Below are 25,492 nucleotides of genomic sequence, written 5' to 3'. Positions count from 1 at the left end.
TTAGGTTCTGGTAAGATGGGTGATGAGTGAACTGTGTTGTGGATAGGATTCTGTTAAATCGGCCCTTTTTCCCAATTCAAAATCTGCAAATTGAAATGCCGGAATGACGGTGCAGCCACATAGTGCAAAACCAAAATTCCCCAAACATTCACTGGCAAACCAATTGCCTCCTTCAACGACATGTTGGAATTTGAGATGGTCAGGCTGATTGCTTAATACTGTTCTGGTATATTCACCAGATGCATTGATTTCATGGAGGATGATGTCATCGCCAAAATACCAGTTCCATTGTTCCTCTGATTTTATCCGGTGAAACGCGGAGAAATTGTCTTTGGTCAGTAAAAATAAGACAGAGGAAAAAGAATCACTCCCTGAAAGAAAGGTGCGTTTGTAATAACCACCTTCCGGATGAGGTTCCAGCTCCAGGTGATGAATCAATCGTTCTGCGGTCATCATTCAACAAAATTTAAACTCCAAAATTCATTCAACTCCAAAATTAGTATTACTTTGGATAAACTTTTTATAAAAGATGCAAAAACCCATCCTGGTTTTCAAAATAGGGACTGCCTCCATAACCGATTTAAAGGGTAACCTGGATGAATCGGTGGTGCAAGGCATTTCTAAACAATTAGCCGCACTTCACAAGGAATTTTCTATAGTCATCGTTTCTTCAGGCGCGGTGGGTACGGGTAAAAGGTTTATTCACAATTATTCGGGTAAAATTGAAGAGAGAAAAGCTGCAGCCGCTATCGGTAATCCCATATTGATATATAAGTATTCAGAAGCGTTTTCTAAATATAAAATACCGATTGCGCAAAGTTTGTGTGAACGCGGACATTTTTCAGACAGAGAGAAATTCCTTCAGCTGAGGGCAACATACGAAGAGCTATGGAAAAATGGAATCATTCCGATTGCCAATGAAAATGACGTGGTGAGTTCGCGGGAATTGCAATTTTCCGACAATGATGAACTGGCTACGTTACTGGCGGTGGGTTTTGGAGCACATTATTTGTTGATTGGTACATCTGTTGCCGGATTATTGGATGCAGATGGTACTGTCATTCGGAAAATCGAATCATTTAATGACTCCATACTCTCCTTAGCGAACAAGGAAAAATCATCAGGCGGGTTGGGGGGGATGATCAGCAAACTCACGTTTGCGCACCTGGCAACGAATATGGGCATTAAGGTGGTTATTTTTCCGGCAAAAGAAAAGAACGGACTCTTGCATGCCATCCAGGAAAAAACAGGTACGGTATGTTACCCTAAAAATGTTTCCAAGACAGCCCGTCAAAAATGGCTGGCCAGCGGAAGTTTGGTCATAGGTCGTATTGTAGTGGATGAAGGTGCTCACAAGGCATTGGTGAAAAGAAAAAGCTTGCTGGCTGTAGGAGTAAAGAATGTCAGTCATCCTTTTGAAAAAGGAGAAGCATTTGAAATAACGGATGAAGACGGAATTGCCTTTGCTGTAGCAAGAGCAAAAATATCCTCCAAGGAATTAAAGAATAACTTGAAACAGCAGAATATTATGCTGGCACATGCAGATGATATAGTGCTGATGTGAAAAAGTACGTTAAAAGGTTACATCTCTGAACGGGAGCATAAAGGAAACCGGAATATCCTCATTGTTATATCTTTTCAATACCTTAGGAAGATTGGATGAACGCAGGTATTGTAAGGTCTTATTGTTGTTTCTGAAAAAATTATTCCAGTGCTGCAGGATGATTTGTTTTGGCTGTGTAATGCCATAAATAGTAAACATGTTTTTTACAACCATTTCTTCTTTCCAGAATATCTGTAACTGAAGGTCAGACGTTCGTTCAGCACTCATCTCTTTTAACATCTTGACGGAGGCACTGTTTAGGTTGCCGTTTGTAAGGATAATTCTGTAGTAAATGGAATCTTTCTCTAAAATATCTATCAGATAAGAATAGGCATTACCTTTTTTCCAGTCCCAGAAATAAACCGGAGGTTTGGATAAAGGGGATGCATAACTGCCTTTAAAAAACTCATAATTTGCAATATGCGGACTGTGTATGCTCGGCAAAGGTAGTACACGGAAAGTTTTGGTGGTATTGTATATCCATTCTTGTTTTTTGTCGAATTCCAGACTGGTTTTCTGTAAAGCACGGTTTGTATAAATGGTATTCAGCTGATTCTGGACACTAACATCACCGACAATTTTTGAGTTTGGCTGGATGAAGCTGCTCAGACTTTCCATGTCATAACAATGGTCGTAATGGCCATGAGAGATGGTCACCAAATCTATGGAATTTAATTTATCTTCTGCAACATATTTCGACCAGTCTGCATGTTCATTGCCGAAATTATATAAACTCGGATTGCTGATATATGGGTCGCAAAGGATACTGGAGTTATTATATTCTATTATAAATCCTGCGCATCCCAGGTAGGTTAGCCGGATTCCTTTGGTGTTTTCAGATTTGGTGAGGAAAATGGCCAATTCATCAATTTTTAAATCTTTACCAATGAGAATAAATTTAAGGCCTGCTGCTGACAGCAGCAGGAATAGCAGTAATGCGAAGCCTCTAATTATTTTCTTTAACATTAGATTATTTTATCTAAAAATACCTATAAAAACCTAAAATTATAAATAACTTGGTTAAAATTTTAACATGGAGTCCATTCAGGGAATTTTAGAGTCAGTCAGCAAGGCCTCTGTTTCTGTCAGAAAGTTATCAATTGACAGCAAGAAAAAAATAGTATCCGTATTAGCGGATTTATTAATACAGAACGAGCAAAAAATCATTCAGGAAAATCTGAAAGATTTGGAAAGGATGGATGATGCTAATCCCAAGAAAGATAGACTGCTGCTGAATGAAACTCGGATAGAAGAGCTGGCTTCCGGGTTACACGATATATTAAAATTAGAGGATCCGACAGGGAAAGTTTTGCTGGAAAAGAAAATGGAGAATGGGTTGTTTATCCAAAAAATGAGTGTTCCCATCGGTGTTGTCGGGGTTATTTATGAATCGAGGCCAAATGTTACAATAGATGTTGCTGCCTTATGTTTGTATGCAGGCAATGCAGTGGTGCTGCGCGGTGGCAGCGATGCGGAGCATACCAACCGGATACTGGTGGACTTGATTCATCAGGCATTGCGCGAAAATGGGGTGGATGTAAATGCCATTCAATTGATGCCGGTTGACAGGAAATTTGTTAAAGAATTGCTGGAAGCGGTAAAATATGTTGATATCATCATTCCAAGAGGTTCACAGCAATTGATAGATTTTGTTCGGTCTAACTCGAAAGTACCGACAATAGAGACGGGTGCAGGCGTTTGTCATACTTATGTGGAAAGTACAGCAGATTTGGATAAAGCGGCAAAAATTGTTATTAATGCAAAAACACAGCGCCCATCCGTATGTAATGCGCTGGATACGATTCTTGTCGACAAGGCAATAACCGCCGAATTCTTACCTAAGATTACGGAGGGTTTTAATGCATCTGAAGTGGAAGTCTTTGCTGACAACGAAGCTTATGATGTTTTGCACAAACAAAATTACCCAAGGTTAAAACGCGCCACTCCGGAAAATTTTGGCATGGAATATTTGTCGCAAAAATGTTCGGTGAGGACGGTGGAGAACTTAGAGAAAGCTTTAGAGCATATTCGTACCTATTCCTCCAGGCATTCTGAGGCTATTATTTCAGAAGATGCTGAAAAGTGCGAACGTTTTCTGCAGGAAGTGGATGCGGCTGCGGTCTATACGAATGCATCTACCCGTTTTACAGACGGCGGTTGTTTCGGATTGGGCGCAGAGATTGGCATCTCTACCCAAAAGTTGCATGCACGCGGTCCATTTGCATTGGAAAAACTCACGACAGAAAAATGGATAGTTAGAGGAAGCGGCCAAACCCGTTAACTAATCTCCTGCGGGATATAATTGGGTTGCATCGAATCTTCGTAGTAAAATTGCTGGGCCCACATGCGGTATTGCGCTACAGGCCCGTCTCCTTTGGCAAGAATGGGAGGGTCGATGTAGATTTTATTTTCCCAGATTTTAAAATCCATGCTCACATCCTGGCAATAACCTTTATAAGCGCCGTTCAGTATAAGTCGATGAGCCAGCCTTTTAGGAATTAGATTCAATAACGGACTGATCTTGTTGAAACTAGCCATCTTTTTAATGCTGACACCTATGCGGAGCTTCAGCTTTCCTTTATCTGTAGGAGTGGGCAGAACAAAATGTCTGGTATTCATACCTATTTCCGCCATGTCTGTATGCACAAAGGAATAACCCAACCCGTGTACATGTACGTTGAATTCTGTACGAATCGTTTTCTTCTTTCCGACAAAATCTGCGACTCTGCACATGGCATATTTTGCGTATAAATAATGTTCATGGGTCTCCATCTCATGCAGGGTTTCCACTCCGGAGTATCCGTGTACGATACTGAAATGCCCGACATCCACACTGTTTTCCGTAGTCTCCTGCGGATGGGATTTGAAGTCGTATTCTGCAAAACGCACTTCCGTCCATTCACTCCAATCCTCCTGCGGTACGAACCAGGTGGGTGCATGATTCTTTTCATCGAACCAAATCAGAATCAGTCCGTTCTTTTCATCTGAATAAAAGGTAGGCAATTTTAGTTTAGAGGAGGGTTTGCTGCCATATCCTGTTGCTGTACAGTCACCTTTCGCATCAAAGCAGAAATGATGAAAGGGGCATTTTATACTTTCCCCTTCTATTGTACCGCCATGCCCTAAATGCCCGCCCATATGCGGGCAATAGGGTTCTGTTAATGCCAGTTTACCGGTTTTCGTTCTGAAGATTAATACATCTTTCCCTGTAAAGCGCCTCGTAATGATCTCCCCATTCTTCACTTCATGTGAATGTGCAAGAACATACCATCCGTTCGGATATGGTTTTAGCGGTATGCGTTTATAAGCTGCCATGAGATAGCGGTTGCCTTTTCAATAGTTTCTCCGCAAATTTAATCTAAATCAATAAATTTTACCCGTTTTATTTTTTCTGAAATTGATAACAAATACTTAACTGAACCTTTTGACCAAACGTTTGTTATTTCAATGCATGCATTGTAATTTTAATATGCAATTCAGCATTTATGTGGAATCAGCAGTATTTTACCATCAAATAATATCGAAAAATAAACAACATGAGCGAAACATTAACCGAAGTAAAGAACTTACTCAAAGGCGGGGAGTTTTTAGTGAAAGAATCCAACTACCAGGATACATTCACCCCGGAAGATTTAAATGAAGAGCAGCAAATGATCATCGATACGGTCGTATCTTTTGTTGATTCTGAAATCACACCGATTTATGACCAGATAGAGCACCAGGAACCGGGTCTGACAGAGTCTTTGTTGATGAAGGCAGGTGAATTGGGTTTACTGGGACTGGCTATTCCGGAAGAGTACGGCGGAATGGGAAAAGATTTTAATACCAATTCATTACTGATTGAGTATTTGGCAAAATCCAGGTCATTTTCATTGTCGCTCGGTGCACACATCGGTATCGGCACATTACCAATCGTTTATTTCGGAAACGAAAAACAAAAATCATATTACCTGCCTAAGTTAGCTTCCGGTGAACTGAAGGCTTGTTACTGCCTGACGGAACCAAGTTCCGGCTCTGATGCCTTGGGTGCCAAAACCACAGCGGTTTTGAATCCTGAAGGAACACACTACATTGTGAACGGGCAAAAGATGTGGATAACCAACTCGGGGTTTGCGGATGTATTTATCGTGTTCTGTCAGATCGATGGTAATAAATTTTCCTGCCTGATTTTGGAAAAAGGTATGGATGGATTGACGTTGGGTGCCGAAGAGAAAAAGATGGGTATCAAAGGTTCTTCAACAAGACAAGTATTCCTGGAAAACGTGAAAGTACCCGTTGAGAATTTGCTGGGTGAAATTGGAAAAGGACATTTGATTGCCTTCAATATCCTGAATGTAGGCCGTTACAAGCTGGCGGCTGGCGTGTTAGGCGGTTCTAAATTGGCCGTTGAACAGGCTGCAAAATATGCGGTAGAACGGCAGCAGTTCAAGACACCGATTGCTACTTTCGGTGCGATACAATATAAGATTGCGGAGATGGCTACACGTATTTATGCACTCCAGAGTGCCTGTTACCGTGCATCCGATATGATTGACAACAAGGAAAAAGAACTGGTTGCGCAGGGTAAACCGTATCAGGAAGCCATCATGATGGCAGCTGAAGAGTATGCCATTGAATGTTCCTTGTTGAAATTCATCGGCTCTGAAGTTTTGGATTACTGTGTGGATGAAAACGTTCAGGTACACGGTGGAATGGGCTATTCCGAAGAACTGGGTGCAGCCGGCGCATACAGAGATGCCCGTATAAACCGGATTTTTGAGGGTACCAACGAAATCAACCGTTTGTTATCCGTAGATATGTTGTTGAAACGCGCAATGGGCGGCAAAATAGATATGATGACACCCGCGATGGCTGTTCAGAAAGAACTGATGAGTGTTCCTGATTTTGGCAGTGATGATGACAGCACACCTTTGGCAGCAGAAATGAAGGCTGTTAAGAATGCGAAGAAAGCTATTTTAATGTCAGCGGGTGCGGCAGTACAGAAATTGATGACCAAACTGAAACACGAGCAGGAAATACTGATGAATGTGGCAGATATGCTGGCAGAGGTATATTCCATGGAGTCAACCGTATTGCGTACGCAGAAACTGATCGCTGCTCAAGGGGAGACAGCTGCGGCATTGCAAATCGATATGACCAAAATATACATTTCAGATGCGATGGAAAGAGTGAACCTGCATGGCAAACACTGTCTGCAGTCATTTGCGGAAGGTGATGAACTGCGCATCATGCTGATGGGGCTGAAGCGTTATACAAAATATGAAACCTTCAACACCAAAGATGCCCGCAGAAGAATTGCTGCCAAAGTATTTGAAGAAGGAAAATACAGCTTCTGATAAATAACCGAGTGTTGTTAATAAGTTAGACCATGTAAGTTTTTAAAACTTGCAAGGTCTTTTTACTTTTACAGTCTCATGGAAAATTTCATCGTATCAGCCCGTAAGTACCGCCCATCCAGGTTTTTGGACGTGGTAGGCCAGGAGCAGGTGTCTGAAACGTTGAAAAAAGCGCTTTCTTCGGGTAAATTGGCGCAGTCATTTCTCTTTTGCGGTCCCAGAGGTGTAGGGAAAACCACCTGTGCCCGAATTCTGGCAAAGGCGATTAATTGCGAAAATCCCGGAACAGACTTTGAACCCTGTGGCCTGTGTAATTCCTGCGTTTCATTCAATCAGAATGCATCCTTCAATATCTTTGAACTGGATGCCGCATCCAATAACAGTGTGGATGATATCCGGAATCTGGTGGATCAGGTCCGGTTTGCACCTCAGAGCGGAAAATACAAAGTATACATCATTGATGAGGTTCATATGTTGTCCTCGTCGGCATTCAATGCATTTTTGAAAACACTGGAAGAGCCGCCGGGCTATGCGATTTTTATTTTGGCGACTACCGAGAAACACAAGATCATTCCGACGATATTGTCGCGGTGCCAGATTTTTGATTTCAAGCGGATCTCCGATATTGACATCGTAAAACAATTACAGAAGATATGTGAACAGGAAGGTATAACGGCAGAACCGTCCGCCCTGCATGTTATCGCTCAAAAGGCGGATGGAGGGTTGCGGGATGCCTTGTCGTTGTTCGATAAGATTGTCAGTTATGCAGGAAAACAGGTGACCTATAAGGATGTTATCACCAACCTGAATATCCTGGATCATGATTATTATTTCAATATCACCGAGTATTTCATGACGGAAGATGCTTCGTCCGTGCTCAATGCATTTAACGAGATTATCCGGAATGGATTTGACGGCGAAGTTTTTTGGTCGGTCTGGCGGAACATTTCAGGAATCTGTTGATTTGCAAGGACGAAAAAACGGTTCAGTTGCTGGAAGCGGCTGATGACGTGAAAGCTAAATATTTCAGGCTGGCCAATCTGATGAATGACACCTATCTATTAAATGCATTAAGTATCATTAATCAATGTGATATTGAATATAAGACTGCCAAAAACAAACGGCTGCATGTGGAACTGGCTTTGCTCAAAATCTGTTTTCTGCACACACAGATAGAAAATACGCTATCGGTGATTTTGGGTGAAAAAAAAAACTAAAGTCATTATTTGAATTTTACAAAAACAGGATAAAAGTTTCACACCCTGCTCCATTAACTGCAAATAAAATGGTCGGTACAATTGCTGACCGGACGACAATAAATATAGAGCAGATAACAGATGCTGAGATAACGGTTGTCGAAGAAAGAACGGAACTGAATGGTTTTAAAGAAACGATAACAGCTCCTGTAATTGCCAGTAAACCTAAAAAAGAACTCCCTAAAACCTCCTCATTGGGTTCTATCCGCAATGAACTGCACCAGGAACGGGCAACCGGTACGGAAGAAGATAAAGTTGAATTGACAACCGAGAATATGCTCGTATTGTGGCGGGGTTTTTTAACTGAAAATAAAGAACATCTGCAGGGTTCGTTTTTGAATGTTGCGGAACGGCAGGTGCCGCAGATTATTCAGGATAAAGTTGTTTTTACAGAATCCAATAACGTATCACTGGAGATTCTGCAGCTGTATAAATCCGATATGGTGAGCTACCTGATAAAGAAATCAAGTGCGGTTACCGTACATCTTGATTTTATTTTGCAAAAAAAAGAGGAGCCGGCGGCAAAAACGTATAAATCGCAGAAAGAACGGCTGAAGGAGCTAATTGAAAAAAATGATGCTGTCCTAAAGCTGATACAAAAATTTGACCTAAACCTCGACTGACAGAACGAATTGTACAGCCTGCTTGTTTTAGCCTTATGAATAAGAAAACAATAGTAATAGGAGCCAGTCCAAAAACTGACAGATATAGTAACCGTGCAGTGCGTTTGTTGAAAAAAAACGGGCATGAGGTAATTGCATTGGGATTTGAAGATGCTAAGATAGATGATATAGCGATAGAAACGGACTGGAAGTTATATGAAGCGGTACATACGGTTTCCCTGTATGTTAATCCTCAAAGACAACAAGCTTATTACGACTATATTCTTAAATTGCATCCGAAACGCATCATCTTTAATCCAGGAACTGAAAATGATGAACTGGAACGGCTTGCCTCCGAAAATAACATTCAGGCTTTAGATGCCTGTACTTTAGTGCTGCTGAGTACAGGTCAATACTAGATTTAACACTCTTTATGAAAACCCTTTTATTGGGTTTTAAACCTTTCATCTAATGTTGTATCTAACAGTTAACTAAATTTTTTTTATGAAAAGGATACACTCATTAATGATCTTGATTGCCCTGTTTATTTCCTTTCAAACACTTTCAGCTCAAAGTGATACTTCGGCAAATCATCTGAAACAAAAACCAAAAGGTAACAAAGGGGCCATTCATGCAACGCAGAATAATCCGGCAGAATATGCCGACACGTTAAAGGTTAAGCTGGGTTTGTCTGATGTTCAATATCAGAAAATACTGGCTATCCAGACTGATTACATTGCCAAACGCAAAGATGCCCGTCAGCAAATGAAAGACAACCCTGAAGGAGATCCGAAACAGCAGATGAAATCGCTTAAATTGGAAAGGAACACTCAGATAAAGGAACTGCTTACTCCCGGACAGATACAAAAATGGAATGCCTGGAAAAAACAAAAAGGAGAGGAGTTTAAGTCTGGCAAGAACAATATGCCGAATCCCGTTGAGACGGATGAAGGATTCTGATTGATACTATTAATAGTTTTACAGCCGTTCTCTTGAACGGCATTTTTATCATTAAACCTTTATCGGTTATATCAGTCAAAGGAATATGGTCGCTGAAGCGGATAAAATAAAACATTTATACTATCGTGCCGGTTTTGGTGTTGCATCAGCCAATTGGGGTGAAACAAAAGATATATCTTCTGTTAGAGAGGCATTATTCCACCCCGGTTCGGAATATAAGCATCTGCAGGCAATAACGACGGAAGAAGTGGCTGCTGCAAAAGCGCAAATTAAAGCAGCACCCAAAGCCGATGTAAAAGACTTGAAACAGCTGCTGAAGCAGAATTTGTTTGAACTGAACAATAGGTGGCTGAATGAAATGATTCACAGCGAAGCACAGCTGCAGGAAAAGATGGCATTGTTCTGGCATGGTCATTTTGCATGCCGGTCCGTTAATCCATACTATGATCAGTTATATTTGGATGTGATTCGCAAGAATGCTTTGGGAGATTTCCGGACTTTATTGTCAGAAGTGTCCAGGTCGCCGGCCATGCTGCAGTTTTTAAATAACCAGCAGAATAAAAAGGGTCATCCCAATGAAAACTTTGCGAGGGAAGTAATGGAACTCTTTACACTAGGCCGGGGAAATTATACGGAACAGGATATAAAGGAGGCGGCACGTGCCTTTACGGGATGGGGGTTTGATCAGGAAGGACAATTTAAATTCAGGGTGCATCACCATGATTTCGGAGTCAAAAACTTTCAGGGTAAAACGGGTGATTTTTCAGGAGAGGATATTTTGAAAATTATTTTAGAAAAGAAGGAATGCGCCTTTTTTATCACGAAAAAGATATACCGCTTTTTGGTAAATGATGAAATAGATGTATCCATCGTGCAGTCATTGTCGGAAAAATTCTACCAGTCGGGATATAACATAACCTCTTTGCTGAAAGAGATATTTTCATCCGCCTGGTTTTATGATCCGAGGAATATAGGAGTCAAGATAAAATCACCGGTTGAATTATTGACGGGCATGCTGCGTATCATTCCGGCCGATTTTACGGATACGCAGAGCACCTTGTTTATTCAGCGTTCACTCGGTCAGGTTTTATTGAATCCACCCAATGTTTCGGGCTGGCAGGGCGGGAAAAACTGGATTGACAGTTCTTCGCTGCTGTTCAGGATGCGATTGGCGCAAATCATTTATTTTGATAAGGAGATAGACTTTACACCCAAGGAGGAAACTCCCGAAATGGGTATACCGAAGTGGAAAATGGCGGATGAATTCATTAAAAAGATTGCTTCCGGCAAATTGAGTGCTACATCCGACTGGACTAAAATGGTGAACTATTTTGCCTCGTCCTCCAACAAAATTCAGGATATGGCAAAAGTGTTACTGGCCAGACCTGCAAATGCAGCTGCATTGTCTGCAGTAAGCCTGACTGCCGATACTTCTTCCGGGGAGAATGAGATAAAAAGCATTGCAATACAAATCATGTCTCTGCCGGATTTTCAACTGTGTTAAACTTTAGCCATGAACAGACGTCAATTTATTAAAACATCCGGATTGGTTTCCACGGCAATGATGCTTCCCCGCTTTCTGAAAGGACAGGAACGGGATGTAGAAATGAAAACGGATAAGATTTTAGTTATAATTCAATTGACCGGTGGAAATGACGGATTAAATACCGTGGTGCCTTATGAAAATGACTTATATTATCAGGCACGACCGACTGTTGCCATATCCAAAAAGGAAGTATTTAAACTAAACACCCGCTTGGGACTTCATCCCATGATGAAGGGATTTAAAGAATTGCACGACGATGGTAAAATGACGTTGATTAACAATGTTGGTTATCCGGAACCTGACCGTTCACATTTTCGTTCCATGGATATCTGGCATACGGCCAGCAGCAGCAAAGAGTACCTGGCTACGGGATGGATTGGAAGGTATCTGGATGAACAATGCAGTAAAGGGGGGCTTCCGACACAGGCATTGGAACTGGACGATGCATTAAGTCTCGCATTGAAAGGGGATAGCTCTTAAAAATCCGGCCAGGTTATATGCCGCTACGCAAAGTCCTTTTATAGCCCAGCTGGCAAAACAGCCAGTTACCGGTGACCATCATCACGACAATGCGGCCTATCTGTATAAAACGCTGAGTGAGACAGTCTCTTCAGCGGCGTATATCTACCAGACTTCCAGGATATACCATTCGGCTACAGCTTATCCCAATCATGCATTTGGAAAATCCATGAAAACCGTGGCGGAACTCATTACTTCCGGGGTGAATACGCGCGTTTATTATCTTTCTCTGGGTAGTTTTGATACTCATTTCAATCAGCAAAAACGACAAGGTGCTCTTTTGCAGCAATTATCCGAAACAGTCAGTATATTTTTAGATGATTTAAAGAAGGGCGGGGTTGCCGATAAGGTTCTGCTGATGACCTTTTCCGAGTTTGGCCGCCGTGTGCAGGAGAACGCAAGCTTAGGCACTGATCATGGAACCGCCAGCCAGATATTTTTATTTGGAAATAAGTTGAAGACAAAAGGAGTGTATAATGAGGTACCTGATTTATCCGACCTAGACGATGGTGACTTGAAATTTACGGTTGATTTCAGAAATATATACGCAACCTTATTGCGGAAATGGCTGCAAACGGATGAGCAAAGATTCTGGGGACTGCGTTTCAGACGTTGGATTTTATCTGATCTTCCTTGTACACATCTGTTGACTTTTCCATTCCGGCAACCCCAAAAATACTGTGTACTTTTGCATGATATGACAACCGTATATAAAGTTTTCCTGTCCGTGATTTTTATCGCTAATGCATTTCTTACGGCAAATGCGCAGGATGAGATTGATATTGTGAATCCATATGAAATAAAAGCCACCCGTTCTGCAAAGGCAGATACCTTTTATTTTACACAGAATAAATCCATCGGAGAAAATCAGAAATTGGATACCCTTCGTTCTTATGATGTATACCTCGAAGAACGTCCCACTCCTTTTGGTACAGCTTATATGTGCAACGGCGTGGAGATAACGAAAAAAAAATATGCTGAATATAAAATATTCTGGAATGCCAGCGGTGCCTGTAAGCCCTGTATGCTATACACTTACAACAGTAAGGACGAACTGAAATATGTTGCCTTTCAGTATGAAGACTGTCTGTGTGGCAGTTATAAGGAGTATTACCCGGAAGGAGCTGTCAGAACGGAAGGGCAATTTAAAGTCAATACCACCGGAAACTGGGAGAATCTAAAATACAGGAATCTCTGCAGTATACGTGACGGTTTGTGGACTTATTATTTTGAAGATGGGATAATAGAGAAGACAGAATCCTATAATGACGGCAAATTAATATCGGTTACCAGTCCTCTGAAAACCACCGGTTCAAACAAAACCGAAAATATTCGCATAGATGCCGATACGAATAAAAAAGCGACTATCCTGCAAAAATGGAAGAACAAAGATTAACCATTTAGAGGACCTGTTTTCAGCCTAGAAGCCGTAATACACTAAACATCTACCCAAAAATCATGATTTTCATCCGTTTTTAAACAGATGTTAAGAAAATAGTTATTATGTGTTAATTAATTTTATTTACTTTGTTACCAAAATATGCAAGTATGAAACAAATGAACAAAATTGGTTTAATATTGGTTCTGTGCCTGGGTAGTTTTACCCTTTTAGCTCAAACAACAGTAAAAGGTAAAGTTACGGATGGTAAGGAACCCGTTATAGGAGCTAATGTATCGGTAAAAGGAACTACGGAAGGGACCGTAACAGATATAGACGGTAACTTTGAATTAACGACCAGTCAGGCCACTCCATTTAAATTAGTGGTAACGATGGTGGGTATGGCTACCTCCGAGATGGAAATTTCCGGCAGCCAAAATGACTTGGCCATCAAATTATCCGAAGAAACAAGCCTCCTGAACGATGTGGTGGTTTCAGCCTCCAGGGTAGAGGAGAAAATCCTAGAATCTCCGGTGACCATCGAAAAAATGGATCAGAAAATGGTAAAGGCTGCAGCCTCTGCAGATTACTATGATGATCTGGCAAAATTGAAAGGCGTTCAAACCATCAATGGTAGTATGACCCTGACCTCTGTAAATACGCGTGGTTTTGGTGGTATCTCCAATACACGATTCGTGCAGTTGATGGATGGCATGGATAACGCAGCTCCGTTATTGAACTTCCCTACCGGTAACGTCGTGGGTATTGGAGAATTAGATATTAATAATGTGGAGTTGGTGCCGGGTGCAGCTTCTGCCCTTTACGGACCGAATGCATTCAATGGTATATTATTGATGAACTCTAAAAATCCGTTTGAACAACCGGGATTCAGCATGCAGGTTAAAGGCGGTTTCGCACAAGCCGGAAACGGATATGGTGTAAAACCTATGGGTACGGCAGCTTTAAGGGTTGCCCATGCATTTAAATGCAAAAAAACGGGTGAAGATTTTGCCGCATTTAAAGCCAATTTCAGTATTTTTCAAGGTACGGACTGGTATGCAAATGATTACACCACCACAAGAAATAACGCCGCAGCATTGGGAACACCCGGGTTTGACGGTATGAATTTATACGGGGATGAATCAAATATTTTTGAAGTCAGCCCCACTGCATTACCCGGATTGTTTGGCGCGATGGTCGGTAACGGAATTTTAGCTGTTACACCTTCTGTTAGAGCACAAGTTACAGCAGGCTATGAAGCAAAAATTAGAGCGTTGGTTACCGCAGGGGTTATAGCCCAGGTGAAGGCAGGAATAAAAGCGCAATTAATTTTAGGAGGTGCGAGTGAACAAGATGCAGAAGCGCAAGCCTCTCAGCAAGCACCGATTGTCGTAGCAAACTCTCCTACTTATCAAGGTATTATCAATACACAAACGGCCGCCATATTGGCAACTAAATCTCGTGATATTGATAGTGCTACTGCTGTTAACGCAGCATTAATGCTTCTGCGTATGTAAACTCTAAAGTAGACTCTATTAAGCCATTGATTGCTGCTTCACAGCTGAGAAGAACTGGCTTACAAGAAGAAAGATTATTGGATAATAATAAAGCACAATCTATCAAAGGGGATATTGGTATTTATTTCAGGCCATTTAAAGACAAATCGTACGAGTTCTCCTATAACTACAGAATCGGATATGGTAACAGTGTATATCAGGGATCTGAACGATATGCATTGAGAAGTTTTACCCAGCAATTCCATAAAGTGGAAATTAAAGGTAAAGATTTCTTTATCCGCTCTTATCTGTCTCAAACACACGATGGCAATTCTTATAACAATACTGCCTTGGGTGCTTATGTGAATGAAACGGTAAGACCAACAAGTGGATGGGTTGGTGATACATCTAGATTAAATCCAGGCTTTTATGCAGCTTTATTGCCTCAGTTGTTGCCTGCTATTTTAGCGCCAAACTCATCCGTTGCAAGTATTTTAACAAACCCTCAGCTTTATTACGCTATGACAGACAGTGCAAGGTCAGTTGCAGACAGACCTTGGAACACATTAACACCCGAAGAGAAACAGGCTAAAATTGAAGCAGTTCGCAACGGTTTATTCCAGCGAGGTGGTGCCGGTTTTATTGATAATTCAAGACTGATTCATACAGAAGCTATGCTGGATTTATCCCGCTGGACCGGTAAATGGATAGATATTCAAATCGGCGGTAACCATAGAAGATACAGCTTGTCCACACAAGGAACCATATTTAATGAAGACCCGGATGGTACAGGTGTTTATAAACGAATTAACATCGACGAATATGGCGCATTCCTGCAGTTGCAACGCAAATTATTTAAAGAAAGATTGAAGATTCAGGCATCCATCCGCTGGGATAAAAACCAGAATTTCAAATCTGTATTTTCACCTCGCGTAGCCTTGGTAGGGACATTCGGTAAGGACAGAAATCACAACGTGAGAGTTTCTTATCAGACAGGTTTCCGCAACCCGGATTCTCAGGCACAGTTTATTTACTTCCCTACTACTTCCATTTTATTAGGTGGTACCAAAGCAAATGCAGAACGTTATGGAATATATAACGGTGGTGCTTGGACACAGGCATCCTATAGTGCATTTGTCGCCAGTAACAGAACAGATTCAAGTTTACTGGTAGATGCCAATTTTGGGTACGTTAAACCTGAACAATTACAAGTGGTGGAGTTGGGTTATAAAACTGTCTTGTTTAAAAAATTGATGATAGACATAAACGGATATTTTAACATCTACAAAGATTTCATTGGACAAAGATCTGTAGTTAATAAAGATACTACTTACCATCAGGGTAAGGTCATCACACCGGGAAACAGCTGGAGACCATATACGAACCTGTCGGATGCATATTCCTACGGTGCAGGAATCGGTATCGGATATGCGCTGCCTAAAAATATGATGATTCGTGCAAGCTATAATTTCATGGACTTCAAATTAAAATCCAGCAAGGATGAAACGATTACCATTAATGATTTGGGATTCAACGCATCCAAACATCAGCTGGTAGTTGGAATTTCCGGCGACAGAGTTTGGAAAGGCTTAGGTTTTGCCGTTGACTACAGATGGCAGAGTGCTATCGCATGGAGTTCTGACTTTGCAGACGGTACCGTTAAGGCAAGAGGTATGTTAGATGCCAGTTTGAGTTATTTCGTGGAAAAAGCATACACAACTTTCAAAGTGGGTGCTACCAATATAGCAGGTCCTGATTATAGATCGAACGTAGGTGGACCTTTCATTGGAAGAACATTCTTTGTAGGTATCACATTCGATCAGGGTAAAATGTGGAAAGAGCGTCATTCCGAAGTAACAGGAGCAAAAGAATTTTAATAAAGTCAAGTTACATAAAAATAACGGGTCCCGGATTTATCCGGGACTTTTTTCGTTTATAAACGCAGGTTTATATGTTATCCTTGATATAATCGTTCTTCGTTGTAGATTTGCAGCATCATGAAAGCACCAGCCTTTAATAAGCGTAAGATAAAGTATTACCGTCTTGTATGGTTTAAGCATGACTTGCCGGCAGGACTCACCGTTTTTTTAGTGGCCCTGCCTTTATGTTTAGGAATAGCATTGGCATCAGGGGCTCCTCTTTATGCCGGAATAGTATCGGGAGTTATCGGGGGAGTAGTGGTATCTTTTATCAGTGGGTCTAATTTGGGTGTTTCAGGCCCGGCTGCAGGATTATCTACCGTTGTTGCCGCATCTATTATCTCTTTAGGTGATTACCGGACTTTTTTGGTCGCAGTCGTACTGGCAGGTATTATCCAATTAATCCTGGGGTTGTTTAAATTAGGAACCATTTCCAATTACTTTCCGTCCGCTGTTATAAAAGGAATGCTGGCTGCAATAGGTATCATTTTAATTTCTAAACAAATACCCCTGGCGCTGGGCTATAATCAGCCTGATTTTTGGACCAGCGGGTTTATATCATTATTGTCCGCCCGAAATTTTCTGGGAAATATGAGCGAATTTAAAAATCATATAACAGGCGGTGCAATTATTATTTCTATTATTTCTATTGGAATATTGATTCTGTTTCAGCGGCCAAAAGTGAAACGCGTTTTCGGTATTTTACCTGCCCCGCTTTTAGTGGTGGTATTGGGAATACTCGCAAATTTCTTGTTTCAGAAATTTTTACCTCCTTTTCAATTGGAAAGTAACCAACTGGTAAACATTCCGCAAAACATATTTGCATCTATACAGTTTCCGGATTTTAACGCTGCGTTTTATCATCCAACCTTACTAGTCATCTCATTTGAAATTGCATTACTGGCCAGTCTGGAAACATTATTGTCTGTGGAGGCGATTGATAAATTAGATAATCAAAACAGGATTACACCCGTCAACAGAGAACTGATTGCACAGGGAATAGGCAATATTTGCTGCGGTTTATTGGGAGGTATTCCTATTACCTCCGTCATCGTTCGTGGTTCTGCCAATATTGATGCCGGAGCCCGAACTAAGCTGGCGGCATTTACACATGGGGTCTTCCTTTTACTGGCTGTCTTTTCCATTCCTTTTGTTATCAATAGGATTCCGTATGCTAGCCTGGCTTCCATTTTACTCGTTACAGGCTTTAATCTGACCAGGCCAAGGCTGGTCAAAAGTATGTTCAGACTCGGGTGGAAACAGTTTATTCCTTTTATTGCTACCATCGTTGTGATATTGCTGACCGATTTGTTGATTGGCGTCGCCATCGGCCTACTGATTTCCATGTATTATATCATTCAGAATAACATTCAGGAAGATTTTACCATTACCAAAAAACTGGAACATTACACCGATCATTTTACCATTAAGCTGAACTCTAACGTTACTTTTCTGAATAAGGTCAAATTACGGGATGAACTGGATTGCATTCCGGAATATTCAATTTTGACCATCAATGGAACAGAATGCAATTTTATTGATTACGATGTACTGGAAACGATTTCAGAATTTGAAGGAAAAGCGCACAAGAAACATATAGAAGTGCATTTGGTAGGTATTGATAAGGTGGAAACGGTGGCTGTTGCGCACTAAGAAACAGGCACTACTTCAGATTCCGATTTTTGCAGTATTCCGTTTCCGTTTATCTTGTTGATTTTTTGCAAAATCTCATGTGCGACTTCCAGGTTTTTCAGGCCATCCACGGCACTTACTTTGGGCTCTGTATTAAAGATCAGGCATTCTGCAAAACTATTCAGCTGCTCTTTCATAGCATCATATTCTTCCAGAACAATGGTTTCTGAATTCAGGTATTTTACATTATCCTCTGTACGCAAAGGGATGGAATTATGGCCGGCTGTTTCGGATAGTTTCAGCAGTTCGGTTTCACGGTGTAAGAAATCAAGTGTAATATGGTTGTCTTTCTGGAAGAACAGCATTTTGCGCATCTTCTGTATGGATGCCCTGCTGGTAGTCAGATTCGCTACGCAGCCGTTGTCAAATTCAATGCGTGCGTTGGCGATATCAATCTGGTCGGTCAGTACAGCGACGCCGCTGGCACTGATACTCTTTATGTTCGCTTTAACAACAGACAATACGATGTCAATATCGTGAATCATCAAATCCAGAATCAGGGAAACATCCGTGTTTTTTGGGTCAAATGGAAGTAAACGATGCGCTTCAATAAATTTAGGTTGTATTTCCTGATTCTTTAATGCCAGATAGGCAGGGTTAAAACGTTCGATATGGCCTACCTGAAATTTAATGCCTGCCTCCCGCACCAATTCCACCAGTTTTTTGGCTTCTTCCAGGTCATTGGTAATCGGTTTTTCTACAAATACATGTTTGCCGTATTTGATGGCTTTTTCTGCATAATAAAAATGAGAATCAGCAGAACTGACAATATCTACCGCGTCGCATTTATGCAGCAATTCATCCACATCTGAAAAACATTTTACAGAGTAGTCTTCTTCAATGCGGGCAAGTTTAGCAGGTTCGATATCATAGCAGCCCACTACCTTGAAATAGTCGGATTCCATGAGCCTGTCCAAATGCTGGGACCCTACTCTGCCAACGCCTATGATACCGATTTTTATCATTGTACACTTAAAAATACCTTTGTATTGCTTTGTATCACAATAAATTAATCCACCAATTGTGTATTATCCGTATTTTTGCACCGTGTTGACGGATAAAAAAATAGCATTTCATACCCTCGGCTGCAAACTCAATTTCTCCGAAACATCTGCCATTGCCCGCAAAATGCAGGAACGTGGGTTTACAACGGTTGATTTTGAAGAGCCGTCTGATGTCTATGTAATCAATACCTGCTCTGTGACGGAACATGCGGATACCAAATGCCGAAATATTGTCCGGAAAGCCATGAAGCAGAATCCCGATGCTTATGTGGTAGTGGTCGGTTGCTATGCACAGTTAAAACCTAAAGAGATTGCTTCCATTAAAGGCGTGGATCTGGTTTTAGGAGCTTCCGAGAAATTCAGACTCCCTGAAATCATAACGGACTTAACGAAAAATCCATGCGGACAAGTATTTGCTTCTGAGATTTCAAATGCCAACTTCTTCGTGGATGCCTATTCGGTGGGCGACAGAACACGCTCGTTTCTGAAAATCCAGGATGGCTGCGATTATAAATGCTCTTTTTGCACGATTCCGCTGGCCAGAGGTAAAAGCAGAAGCGATACTCCCGAAAATATCAGGAAGAATGCCGGAGATCTGGCTGCTAAAGGCGTTAAAGAAATTGTATTGACCGGCGTGAATACCGGCGACTACGGAAAAGGAATAGAAGATGAGTATACTTTCTTAGATATAATAAAAATACTGGATGAGGTGGAGGGTATTGAGCGATTCCGGATTTCTTCTATCGAACCCAATCTGCTTACGGACGAGATTATAGAATTTGTTTCACAGAGCAAGCGTTTTATGCCTCACTTCCATATTCCGCTTCAAAGCGGCAGCGACAAGATGCTGAAATTGATGCAGCGACGGTATAAGAGTGCGCTCTATAAAAGCCGGGTGGAAAAAATAAAATCTGTCATGCCGCATGCCTGCATCGGTGTCGATGTAATTGTCGGCTTTCCCGGAGAAACAGACGACGATTTTTTGGATACTTATAATTTCATTCATGCACTGGATATCTCTTACCTGCATGTCTTTACCTATTCCGAACGGCAAAACACCAGGGCGATTGAAATGGAAGGTACAGTCCTGATGCCGGTACGCAATGAGCGAAATGCAATACTGCGAACGCTGAGTGAAAAGAAAAAACGTTATTTCTATCAGCAGTTTTTGGGAACGGCAAGAGAGGTACTCATGGAACAGGAACAGCACGGTGAAGTGATGCACGGCTTTACGGATAATTATATTAAGATTTCTGTTCCTTACGATGCAGGCAGAGTGAATCAGGTCATGCAGTTACAACTCGTAGATATTGATGGTGCAGGAAATGTATACAGCAGCATCCTTCCATAAATAGTATTCCTTATTTTCAGAAAAAATGGGTTGCTTAATGTGCCGGCTGTAAACGTTCTTTAAGCAACTTTATCTTGTCTTCTTTGCTCATGTCATTGTTTAAGTCTACCATCTTGTCGGCCATTTTATCATAATCACCAAACAACAACAGGAAAAACACTTCAAATGCCTGTGTATCCTGAAAGATGATGGCGCGGTTGGCAGCATACTCATTCCTGAATTTTTCATAATTCTTCGGGTATTCTTCCCAATGAGTTTGAGGCCTTTTGTGGTGCTCTACATGGTAATCTTCGTTGTATACGTTATACTGCCCGTTAATGATGGTAATGCTGTTTTTGTATATGTTTTTCGGTTCCGACGGGTCTGTCCAGGCATGCCAGGTGTAGTTGATAGCAGCTAAGAAGATGATGGCGGAAAGATGCGGCAATAACAGATATGCAAATCCAAACCAGAAATTAAAATACATGACGACAGCAATCAATCCATAAAACAAAAGCATTCCCCTGATCATTTTTCCGAAATCATCCATCCTGTTATTTTTGTAATGGTGAAAAGCAATGGAAATGCCGGTCCAGAACAGCATGAATTCAAACAGGTAAATCATAAAACGCATAGCCTGGGTTCTGTCATAAAATACAGTTGAGGTGACGTCATCCGGGGCATTGTTGTATTTATGGTGGATACGCATATGTCCCATTGGATAACCTTCCGGAACATGGCCGTATAAGGGGGCAAGAAAGTAGCCGTAAAATTTATTTAGAAACGCAAATGGTTTTTTGAATAATCCTCTTGGTTCATGGCCTTCTTTATGTATCAGTGTTGCTATCTGCGAAAAGAAGGCAAAGTAGGGACCGTAGTTTAGAACATGGTACGCCAGTACGGCCCACCAGTTGAAATGCGCCTGGGTGGATTGATACCAAGTAGGACAATATAAAAAGGGTTGGTGCAACAATACCGACACCAAACAATGAGAACAGATACGGGCTGTTACGTTCGTCTTTCAGCATCTTTCTGCCGATTTTATGTGCAAGCGCATTCAGTTTTTTATTTATCCAAATCATCGGAGGTGTTTTGTAGCTCCACATTAACAAGCCATGCCAGATTAAAGTGAGCACAATAACAGCTACCAGCCATGGGACAGGTAATAAAAATAGAAAGGAGATAAAGACTACGGCAATATATTTTAACCGAATCATAAATGAATCGCCATTTGCTGCGTTATTGATGGTTTGACTGAAATAGGACATATGTTTACTTTATTGACAAAAATATTATTTATAATCTGGAATACCAAAAAACAACAACTCGTAAACAGTTAAGAATTATCAATATGATTTTGTGTTTTCTCCAATCTTTCTATTCATGTCCGAACCGTTATTGCATAAGAATCTGGAACGGTTCATTTCATTGGGTATAAGTAAAAGGGGTGTCTGTTTTCTAAACGATTTGTGTAAAAACTGCGTAAAAACAATATTTCCTGCAAGAGGAAGACGTCTGCAAATATCAGGGATTTGTATACAAAGGATGCCTGCGGGCGTATGAAGCGGATGTAAAAGGGGGGCATGTGGTGCAGTTTGCACCCGAGGACTGGTTGATGGGTTATATATACAGCTTTTTACCGGCAGCCCTCGGGGTTGAATATTGAGGAGCAGGAAGAACGGAGTTGTATGTGTTTGATAAGAATTGTTTCGATAGAAATACAATGCTGATTTGGAGGCCGTGGAATTAACCATCGGACAGAAAGTACGTATTAAATTGAATCTGGAAATGACACAATCTAAATAACCAAGCTGAAAAAGTATTCATTTTGGATTTAAAAGCGAAGAAGCATATCATAGTTGTGCCCTTCTCTTTTTTGTGTGTTTAACTTTATACAGATATTCAGATTTTTTTAAACCAGTTTTTTATCTTTTTAATAAAATGAGTTTCGGTTTTAGCTGTTCCCAATGCGCCAATAAGAAAGCCATAAGGCTTCAAAGGTTCAATATGGTCGCAAACTATTTTGAAGATGGCGGTGATAGGTATGGCCAGTACAATACCGGGGATACCCCATATGATTTCCCCCACCACCAGTGCCAGTATGGTAAACAGAGGGTTGATTTTAACATTGGGTCCCAAAATAATAGGTTCCAATACCCATCCCTGGATAAATTGTACAATGCCATATGTCAGGATAATACCACCCATCATGGCATAACTCGCCCCATGGGCAGCTGCTACCAAAACGGTGATGGTGGTACCCGTTAAATTCCCTATGAAAGGTACAATCTCAAGCAGTCCGCATAGTATGGCAAAAAACAGGGCGTTTTCAACCCCGGCGATAGAAAAGCCGATGGTGTACATTATCCATAAACATAGTATCATTTTACTGAGCCCCTGGAGGTATTGTGTGGAAACGTTGGCGGCACTGTATATGATATGTTCGGCTTCTACCTGTTTCGAAGCAGGAACCAATTTAAGCATAAATTTCTTAATGTGATTGCGGTAATACAACAGTAAAATGAAATAGACCATCGTGATAATAAATCCGGTAAAGACAGCAGCCATGGAATTGGCAAATTTTTCCAGATATCCTGTAAAGCTGGATTGCTGGTCCTTCAGGAGTTGAGACTGCGCTTTTGCGGAAATACCGAAATGATCGAATATGAATAACTGGGTGGCATCAAATGCATCTATCGCTTTTTGTTTTAAAAAGGAAAGATCGCCGGTCAGTTTGGAAACCTGCCAGCCGATAAGGGCGACTAAACTGTAAAATACGGATAATAGCAGCACAAGGCAGGTAAATACAGCTATGGCACGGGGGATCTTTTTTTCCTCCATCCATTTGCAGAATGGCAAAAAGAATGTAGCCAGTAATGCGCCTAAAGAAAGTGGAATCAGGAACTCTTCAGCAAGGTATAAACCGGACACTACCAGGAATATAACCAGCAATTTTTTCAGGAAGGCCGTGGAGTCTGTAATCATAATTTTATATTTGCAGTTATCATACTTAAAATTACAAATAGTTTCGGATACTATTTTCTTAGATTTCATTGTTAATAACCGACTCGGTTAAATACCTTTTTGATTTTTAAGTACTTATCTTTATATCAATGGTAATACTCATGCAGTTGATCAGGTTGACAGCTGGTATCGGCTTGTTTCTGTTCGCTATGCACCTCATAGAGGAGTCGCTTAAAAATTTATCGGGCAGAAACTTCAAACTTTTTCTGCAGCGCATGACTCAAAACAGATTGGGTGCCGTGGCGGGCGGTGCCATTGTTACGGGTGTACTGCAAAGCAGCTCAATGGTATCCCTGATGGTGCTGGCGTTTGTCGGAGCCGGCGTATTTACGATGAAAAATGCCATGGCAATTATTCTCGGGGCTAATCTCGGCACCACGCTGGACAGCTGGCTGGTGGCAACGCTCGGCTTTAAAGTGAATATTGATAATGCTGCCTATCCGGCAGTAGGTATTGGCGGCTTGCTGTTAATACTGTTTGCAAACCGAAAGTCCGTAAAATATACTGCCTACTTCCTGCTCGGGTTCGGTTTGCTTTTCATCGGTTTGTCGTTTATGAAAACTGCCATGGAGGCGGAAGTGCAGCAGTTTGATTTTTCAAAATATGCACAGTTGCCACTGCTTGTATTTTTACTGCTTGGTTTTCTCATTACCATGCTGGTACAGTCGAGTTCCGTCACCATGGCCCTAACACTGAGTGCGCTCTATGCCGGTGCTGTTACGTTCCCGGCAGCAGCGGCGCTGGTGCTCGGCTCTGAAACAGGCACTACCATAAAAATCATGTTGGGCGCTATTGGCGGCAATGCTTCTAAAAAACGAGTGGCACTTGGGAATTTCCTGTTTAACATATGGCTGACCTTCGGATCATTCATTTTCTTAAGTTCCATACTTCGGTTTATTAAGGTTATACTCGAGATTGCTGATCCGATGATTGGCCTGGTGACGTTTCAAACGATGATAAATTTAGTATCGATTGTTGTTTTTCTTCCGTTCCTGAATCCGTTTGCCAGATTTCTGGAGCGGTTCTTTAAAGATACGGATGCTTCTGCAGCCGCATATATTGGTAATGCGAATGTGGCGGAGCCTCAAACTGCACTGGATTTGTTCGGCAAGGAAACAGAATATTTTATCCATAACTGCATGCTGTTTAATTTAGGACAGTTTGAAACGGATACAGATGTAATGGAAGCGCATCCGGAATTCAATAGAATCAATGAAAATCGTAAATTCTTATATAAATCACAGGAAGAAAAATATGATTTTCTCAAACAGTTACAGGGAGAGTTGCAGTCATTTTATCTGGATCTCCGGATAAAAACCGATGATGAGCAGGAAGGTGAACTCAATCAGTTAATAGCAGCCGTCCGCAGTTCAATGTATGCCGTAAAGGGAATCAAGGATATAAGTACAAATATCACCAACCTCCGCCATTCCTCTAAAGATATCAAGTATGATTTCTTTATGAATCACAAAAAAGAAACGAAGGAATTGTATGATCAGTTCCATGCCTTTATGATGCGAAAAAAAACGGCATCATTTGAAAGTCTGAAGGAGGTACTTGATTCCATAGAATATAACTACAGTTATGCACTGAATGATTTTTACAAAGACGCACAAAATGCACCCGTTGAGGATTTGGACATGACTATCGTCATTAACTTCAATCGTGAATTATTTACATCAAATAAAGCCATGCTGATGGCGGTAAAGGATTTTTTATTAAATGAGAAAGACGCGGAATCGTTTAATGAGATTCCTGTGTACCGGACTTAGAGCCAGCAGGTTGTTGCCGCACATGTAGAGTAAATGCAATCAAATGGTTTTTCAA

General features: G+C 41.2%; 18 protein-coding genes and 2 pseudogenes. 14 read left to right on the top strand and 6 right to left on the bottom strand.

What is annotated here, in order from left to right:
* Positions 1-456: a cupin domain-containing protein gene (locus IPM95_03720; protein MBK9328424.1), complete on the bottom strand. Its 456-nt coding sequence runs from the start codon at positions 454-456 to the stop codon at positions 1-3.
* 73 nt (positions 457-529) lie between these two features.
* On the opposite strand from IPM95_03720, the gene proB reads away from it, so the two are divergent.
* A complete protein-coding gene (proB, locus tag IPM95_03715; protein ID MBK9328423.1) occupies positions 530-1,564 on the top strand; it encodes a glutamate 5-kinase in 1,035 nt (344 codons plus the stop codon).
* A gap of 9 nt (positions 1,565-1,573) precedes the next feature.
* On the opposite strand, the gene IPM95_03710 is transcribed toward proB, so the two are convergent.
* Positions 1,574-2,569 (bottom strand): MBL fold metallo-hydrolase, encoded by a 996-nt coding sequence (locus tag IPM95_03710; protein MBK9328422.1) that lies wholly within the window; start codon positions 2,567-2,569, stop codon positions 1,574-1,576.
* A gap of 67 nt (positions 2,570-2,636) precedes the next feature.
* Here IPM95_03710 and IPM95_03705 point away from each other — a divergent pair, with 67 nt between their 5' ends.
* Positions 2,637-3,884 (top strand): glutamate-5-semialdehyde dehydrogenase, encoded by a 1,248-nt coding sequence (locus tag IPM95_03705; GenBank protein MBK9328421.1) that lies wholly within the window; start codon positions 2,637-2,639, stop codon positions 3,882-3,884.
* Here the strand turns inward: IPM95_03705 and IPM95_03700 are convergent.
* Positions 3,881-4,918: a Rieske 2Fe-2S domain-containing protein gene (locus IPM95_03700; protein ID MBK9328420.1), complete on the bottom strand. Its 1,038-nt coding sequence runs from the start codon at positions 4,916-4,918 to the stop codon at positions 3,881-3,883. The genes IPM95_03705 and IPM95_03700 overlap by 4 nt on opposite strands.
* Before the next feature lie 221 nt (positions 4,919-5,139).
* On the opposite strand from IPM95_03700, the gene IPM95_03695 reads away from it, so the two are divergent.
* The 10 genes and pseudogenes from IPM95_03695 (at position 5,140) to IPM95_03650 (ending at position 18,268) form a co-directional block, all read left to right on the top strand.
* A complete protein-coding gene (locus IPM95_03695) occupies positions 5,140-6,939 on the top strand; it encodes an acyl-CoA dehydrogenase family protein (protein MBK9328419.1) in 1,800 nt (599 codons plus the stop codon).
* Between the two features lie 78 nt (positions 6,940-7,017).
* A pseudogene (gene dnaX / locus IPM95_03690) lies at positions 7,018-8,156 on the top strand (DNA polymerase III subunit gamma/tau).
* 68 nt (positions 8,157-8,224) lie between these two features.
* Positions 8,225-8,818, top strand: a complete 594-nt coding sequence (locus IPM95_03685; GenBank protein ID MBK9328418.1) for a hypothetical protein — start codon at positions 8,225-8,227, stop codon at positions 8,816-8,818.
* Between the two features lie 35 nt (positions 8,819-8,853).
* The gene (locus IPM95_03680) at positions 8,854-9,216 is read left to right on the top strand and encodes a CoA-binding protein (GenBank protein ID MBK9328417.1); all 363 of its coding nucleotides are present in this window, start codon (positions 8,854-8,856) and stop codon (positions 9,214-9,216) included.
* 85 nt (positions 9,217-9,301) lie between these two features.
* Complete coding sequence (locus IPM95_03675; protein MBK9328416.1) at positions 9,302-9,757, top strand: hypothetical protein; 456 nt, start codon at positions 9,302-9,304, stop codon at positions 9,755-9,757.
* Between the two features lie 85 nt (positions 9,758-9,842).
* On the top strand, positions 9,843-11,261 hold the full coding sequence (locus IPM95_03670; protein MBK9328415.1) for a DUF1800 domain-containing protein: 1,419 nt from the start codon (positions 9,843-9,845) through the stop codon (positions 11,259-11,261).
* Between the two features lie 9 nt (positions 11,262-11,270).
* Positions 11,271-13,218 (top strand): annotated as a pseudogene (locus IPM95_03665) (DUF1501 domain-containing protein).
* Between the two features lie 152 nt (positions 13,219-13,370).
* Entirely contained in the window at positions 13,371-14,717 is a 1,347-nt protein-coding gene (locus tag IPM95_03660; protein MBK9328414.1) for a carboxypeptidase-like regulatory domain-containing protein, read from the top strand.
* A 77-nt stretch (positions 14,718-14,794) separates the two neighbouring features.
* Positions 14,795-16,573, top strand: a complete 1,779-nt coding sequence (locus IPM95_03655; GenBank protein MBK9328413.1) for an outer membrane beta-barrel protein — start codon at positions 14,795-14,797, stop codon at positions 16,571-16,573.
* Between the two features lie 120 nt (positions 16,574-16,693).
* A complete protein-coding gene (locus IPM95_03650) occupies positions 16,694-18,268 on the top strand; it encodes a SulP family inorganic anion transporter (GenBank protein MBK9328412.1) in 1,575 nt (524 codons plus the stop codon).
* On the opposite strand, the gene IPM95_03645 is transcribed toward IPM95_03650, so the two are convergent.
* Positions 18,265-19,272: a Gfo/Idh/MocA family oxidoreductase gene (locus tag IPM95_03645; GenBank protein MBK9328411.1), complete on the bottom strand. Its 1,008-nt coding sequence runs from the start codon at positions 19,270-19,272 to the stop codon at positions 18,265-18,267. The genes IPM95_03650 and IPM95_03645 overlap by 4 nt on opposite strands.
* 82 nt (positions 19,273-19,354) lie before the next feature.
* Between IPM95_03645 and mtaB the strand changes: the two genes are divergently transcribed.
* Positions 19,355-20,662 carry a tRNA (N(6)-L-threonylcarbamoyladenosine(37)-C(2))-methylthiotransferase MtaB gene (mtaB, locus tag IPM95_03640; GenBank protein MBK9328410.1) on the top strand — a complete coding sequence of 436 codons (1,308 nt, stop codon included), beginning with the start codon at positions 19,355-19,357 and terminating at the stop codon, positions 20,660-20,662.
* Between the two features lie 34 nt (positions 20,663-20,696).
* On the opposite strand, the gene IPM95_03635 is transcribed toward mtaB, so the two are convergent.
* Together IPM95_03635 and IPM95_03630 are read right to left on the bottom strand one after the other, a co-directional pair.
* A complete protein-coding gene (locus IPM95_03635) occupies positions 20,697-21,614 on the bottom strand; it encodes a fatty acid desaturase (GenBank protein ID MBK9328409.1) in 918 nt (305 codons plus the stop codon).
* Between the two features lie 929 nt (positions 21,615-22,543).
* Positions 22,544-23,626 (bottom strand): AI-2E family transporter, encoded by a 1,083-nt coding sequence (locus IPM95_03630; protein ID MBK9328408.1) that lies wholly within the window; start codon positions 23,624-23,626, stop codon positions 22,544-22,546.
* Positions 23,627-23,766: 140 nt separating this feature from the next.
* Between IPM95_03630 and IPM95_03625 the strand changes: the two genes are divergently transcribed.
* Positions 23,767-25,437, top strand: coding sequence for a Na/Pi cotransporter family protein (locus IPM95_03625; GenBank protein ID MBK9328407.1), 1,671 nt, complete (start codon positions 23,767-23,769; stop codon positions 25,435-25,437).
* Positions 25,438-25,492: the final 55 nt, after the last annotated feature.

The organism is Sphingobacteriales bacterium (assembly GCA_016719635.1).
In the GTDB taxonomy this organism is placed as follows: Bacteria; Bacteroidota; Bacteroidia; order Chitinophagales; family JADIYW01; genus JADJSS01.
This window is presented reverse-complemented; position numbering and strand designations above follow the sequence as displayed.

Coding starts and splice junctions, on each gene's coding strand:
- IPM95_03700 (MBK9328420.1), bottom strand. CDS start 4,918: ATGGCAGCTTATAAACGCATACCGCTAAAACCATATCCGAACGGATGG.
- IPM95_03710 (MBK9328422.1), bottom strand. CDS start 2,569: ATGTTAAAGAAAATAATTAGAGGCTTCGCATTACTGCTATTCCTGCTG.
- proB (MBK9328423.1), top strand. CDS start 530: ATGCAAAAACCCATCCTGGTTTTCAAAATAGGGACTGCCTCCATAACC.
- IPM95_03695 (MBK9328419.1), top strand. CDS start 5,140: ATGAGCGAAACATTAACCGAAGTAAAGAACTTACTCAAAGGCGGGGAG.
- IPM95_03670 (MBK9328415.1), top strand. CDS start 9,843: ATGGTCGCTGAAGCGGATAAAATAAAACATTTATACTATCGTGCCGGT.
- IPM95_03660 (MBK9328414.1), top strand. CDS start 13,371: ATGAAACAAATGAACAAAATTGGTTTAATATTGGTTCTGTGCCTGGGT.
- IPM95_03630 (MBK9328408.1), bottom strand. CDS start 23,626: ATGATTACAGACTCCACGGCCTTCCTGAAAAAATTGCTGGTTATATTC.
- IPM95_03650 (MBK9328412.1), top strand. CDS start 16,694: ATGAAAGCACCAGCCTTTAATAAGCGTAAGATAAAGTATTACCGTCTT.
- IPM95_03720 (MBK9328424.1), bottom strand. CDS start 456: ATGATGACCGCAGAACGATTGATTCATCACCTGGAGCTGGAACCTCAT.
- IPM95_03680 (MBK9328417.1), top strand. CDS start 8,854: ATGAATAAGAAAACAATAGTAATAGGAGCCAGTCCAAAAACTGACAGA.
- IPM95_03675 (MBK9328416.1), top strand. CDS start 9,302: ATGAAAAGGATACACTCATTAATGATCTTGATTGCCCTGTTTATTTCC.
- IPM95_03705 (MBK9328421.1), top strand. CDS start 2,637: ATGGAGTCCATTCAGGGAATTTTAGAGTCAGTCAGCAAGGCCTCTGTT.
- IPM95_03645 (MBK9328411.1), bottom strand. CDS start 19,272: ATGATAAAAATCGGTATCATAGGCGTTGGCAGAGTAGGGTCCCAGCAT.
- IPM95_03625 (MBK9328407.1), top strand. CDS start 23,767: ATGCAGTTGATCAGGTTGACAGCTGGTATCGGCTTGTTTCTGTTCGCT.
- IPM95_03685 (MBK9328418.1), top strand. CDS start 8,225: ATGGTCGGTACAATTGCTGACCGGACGACAATAAATATAGAGCAGATA.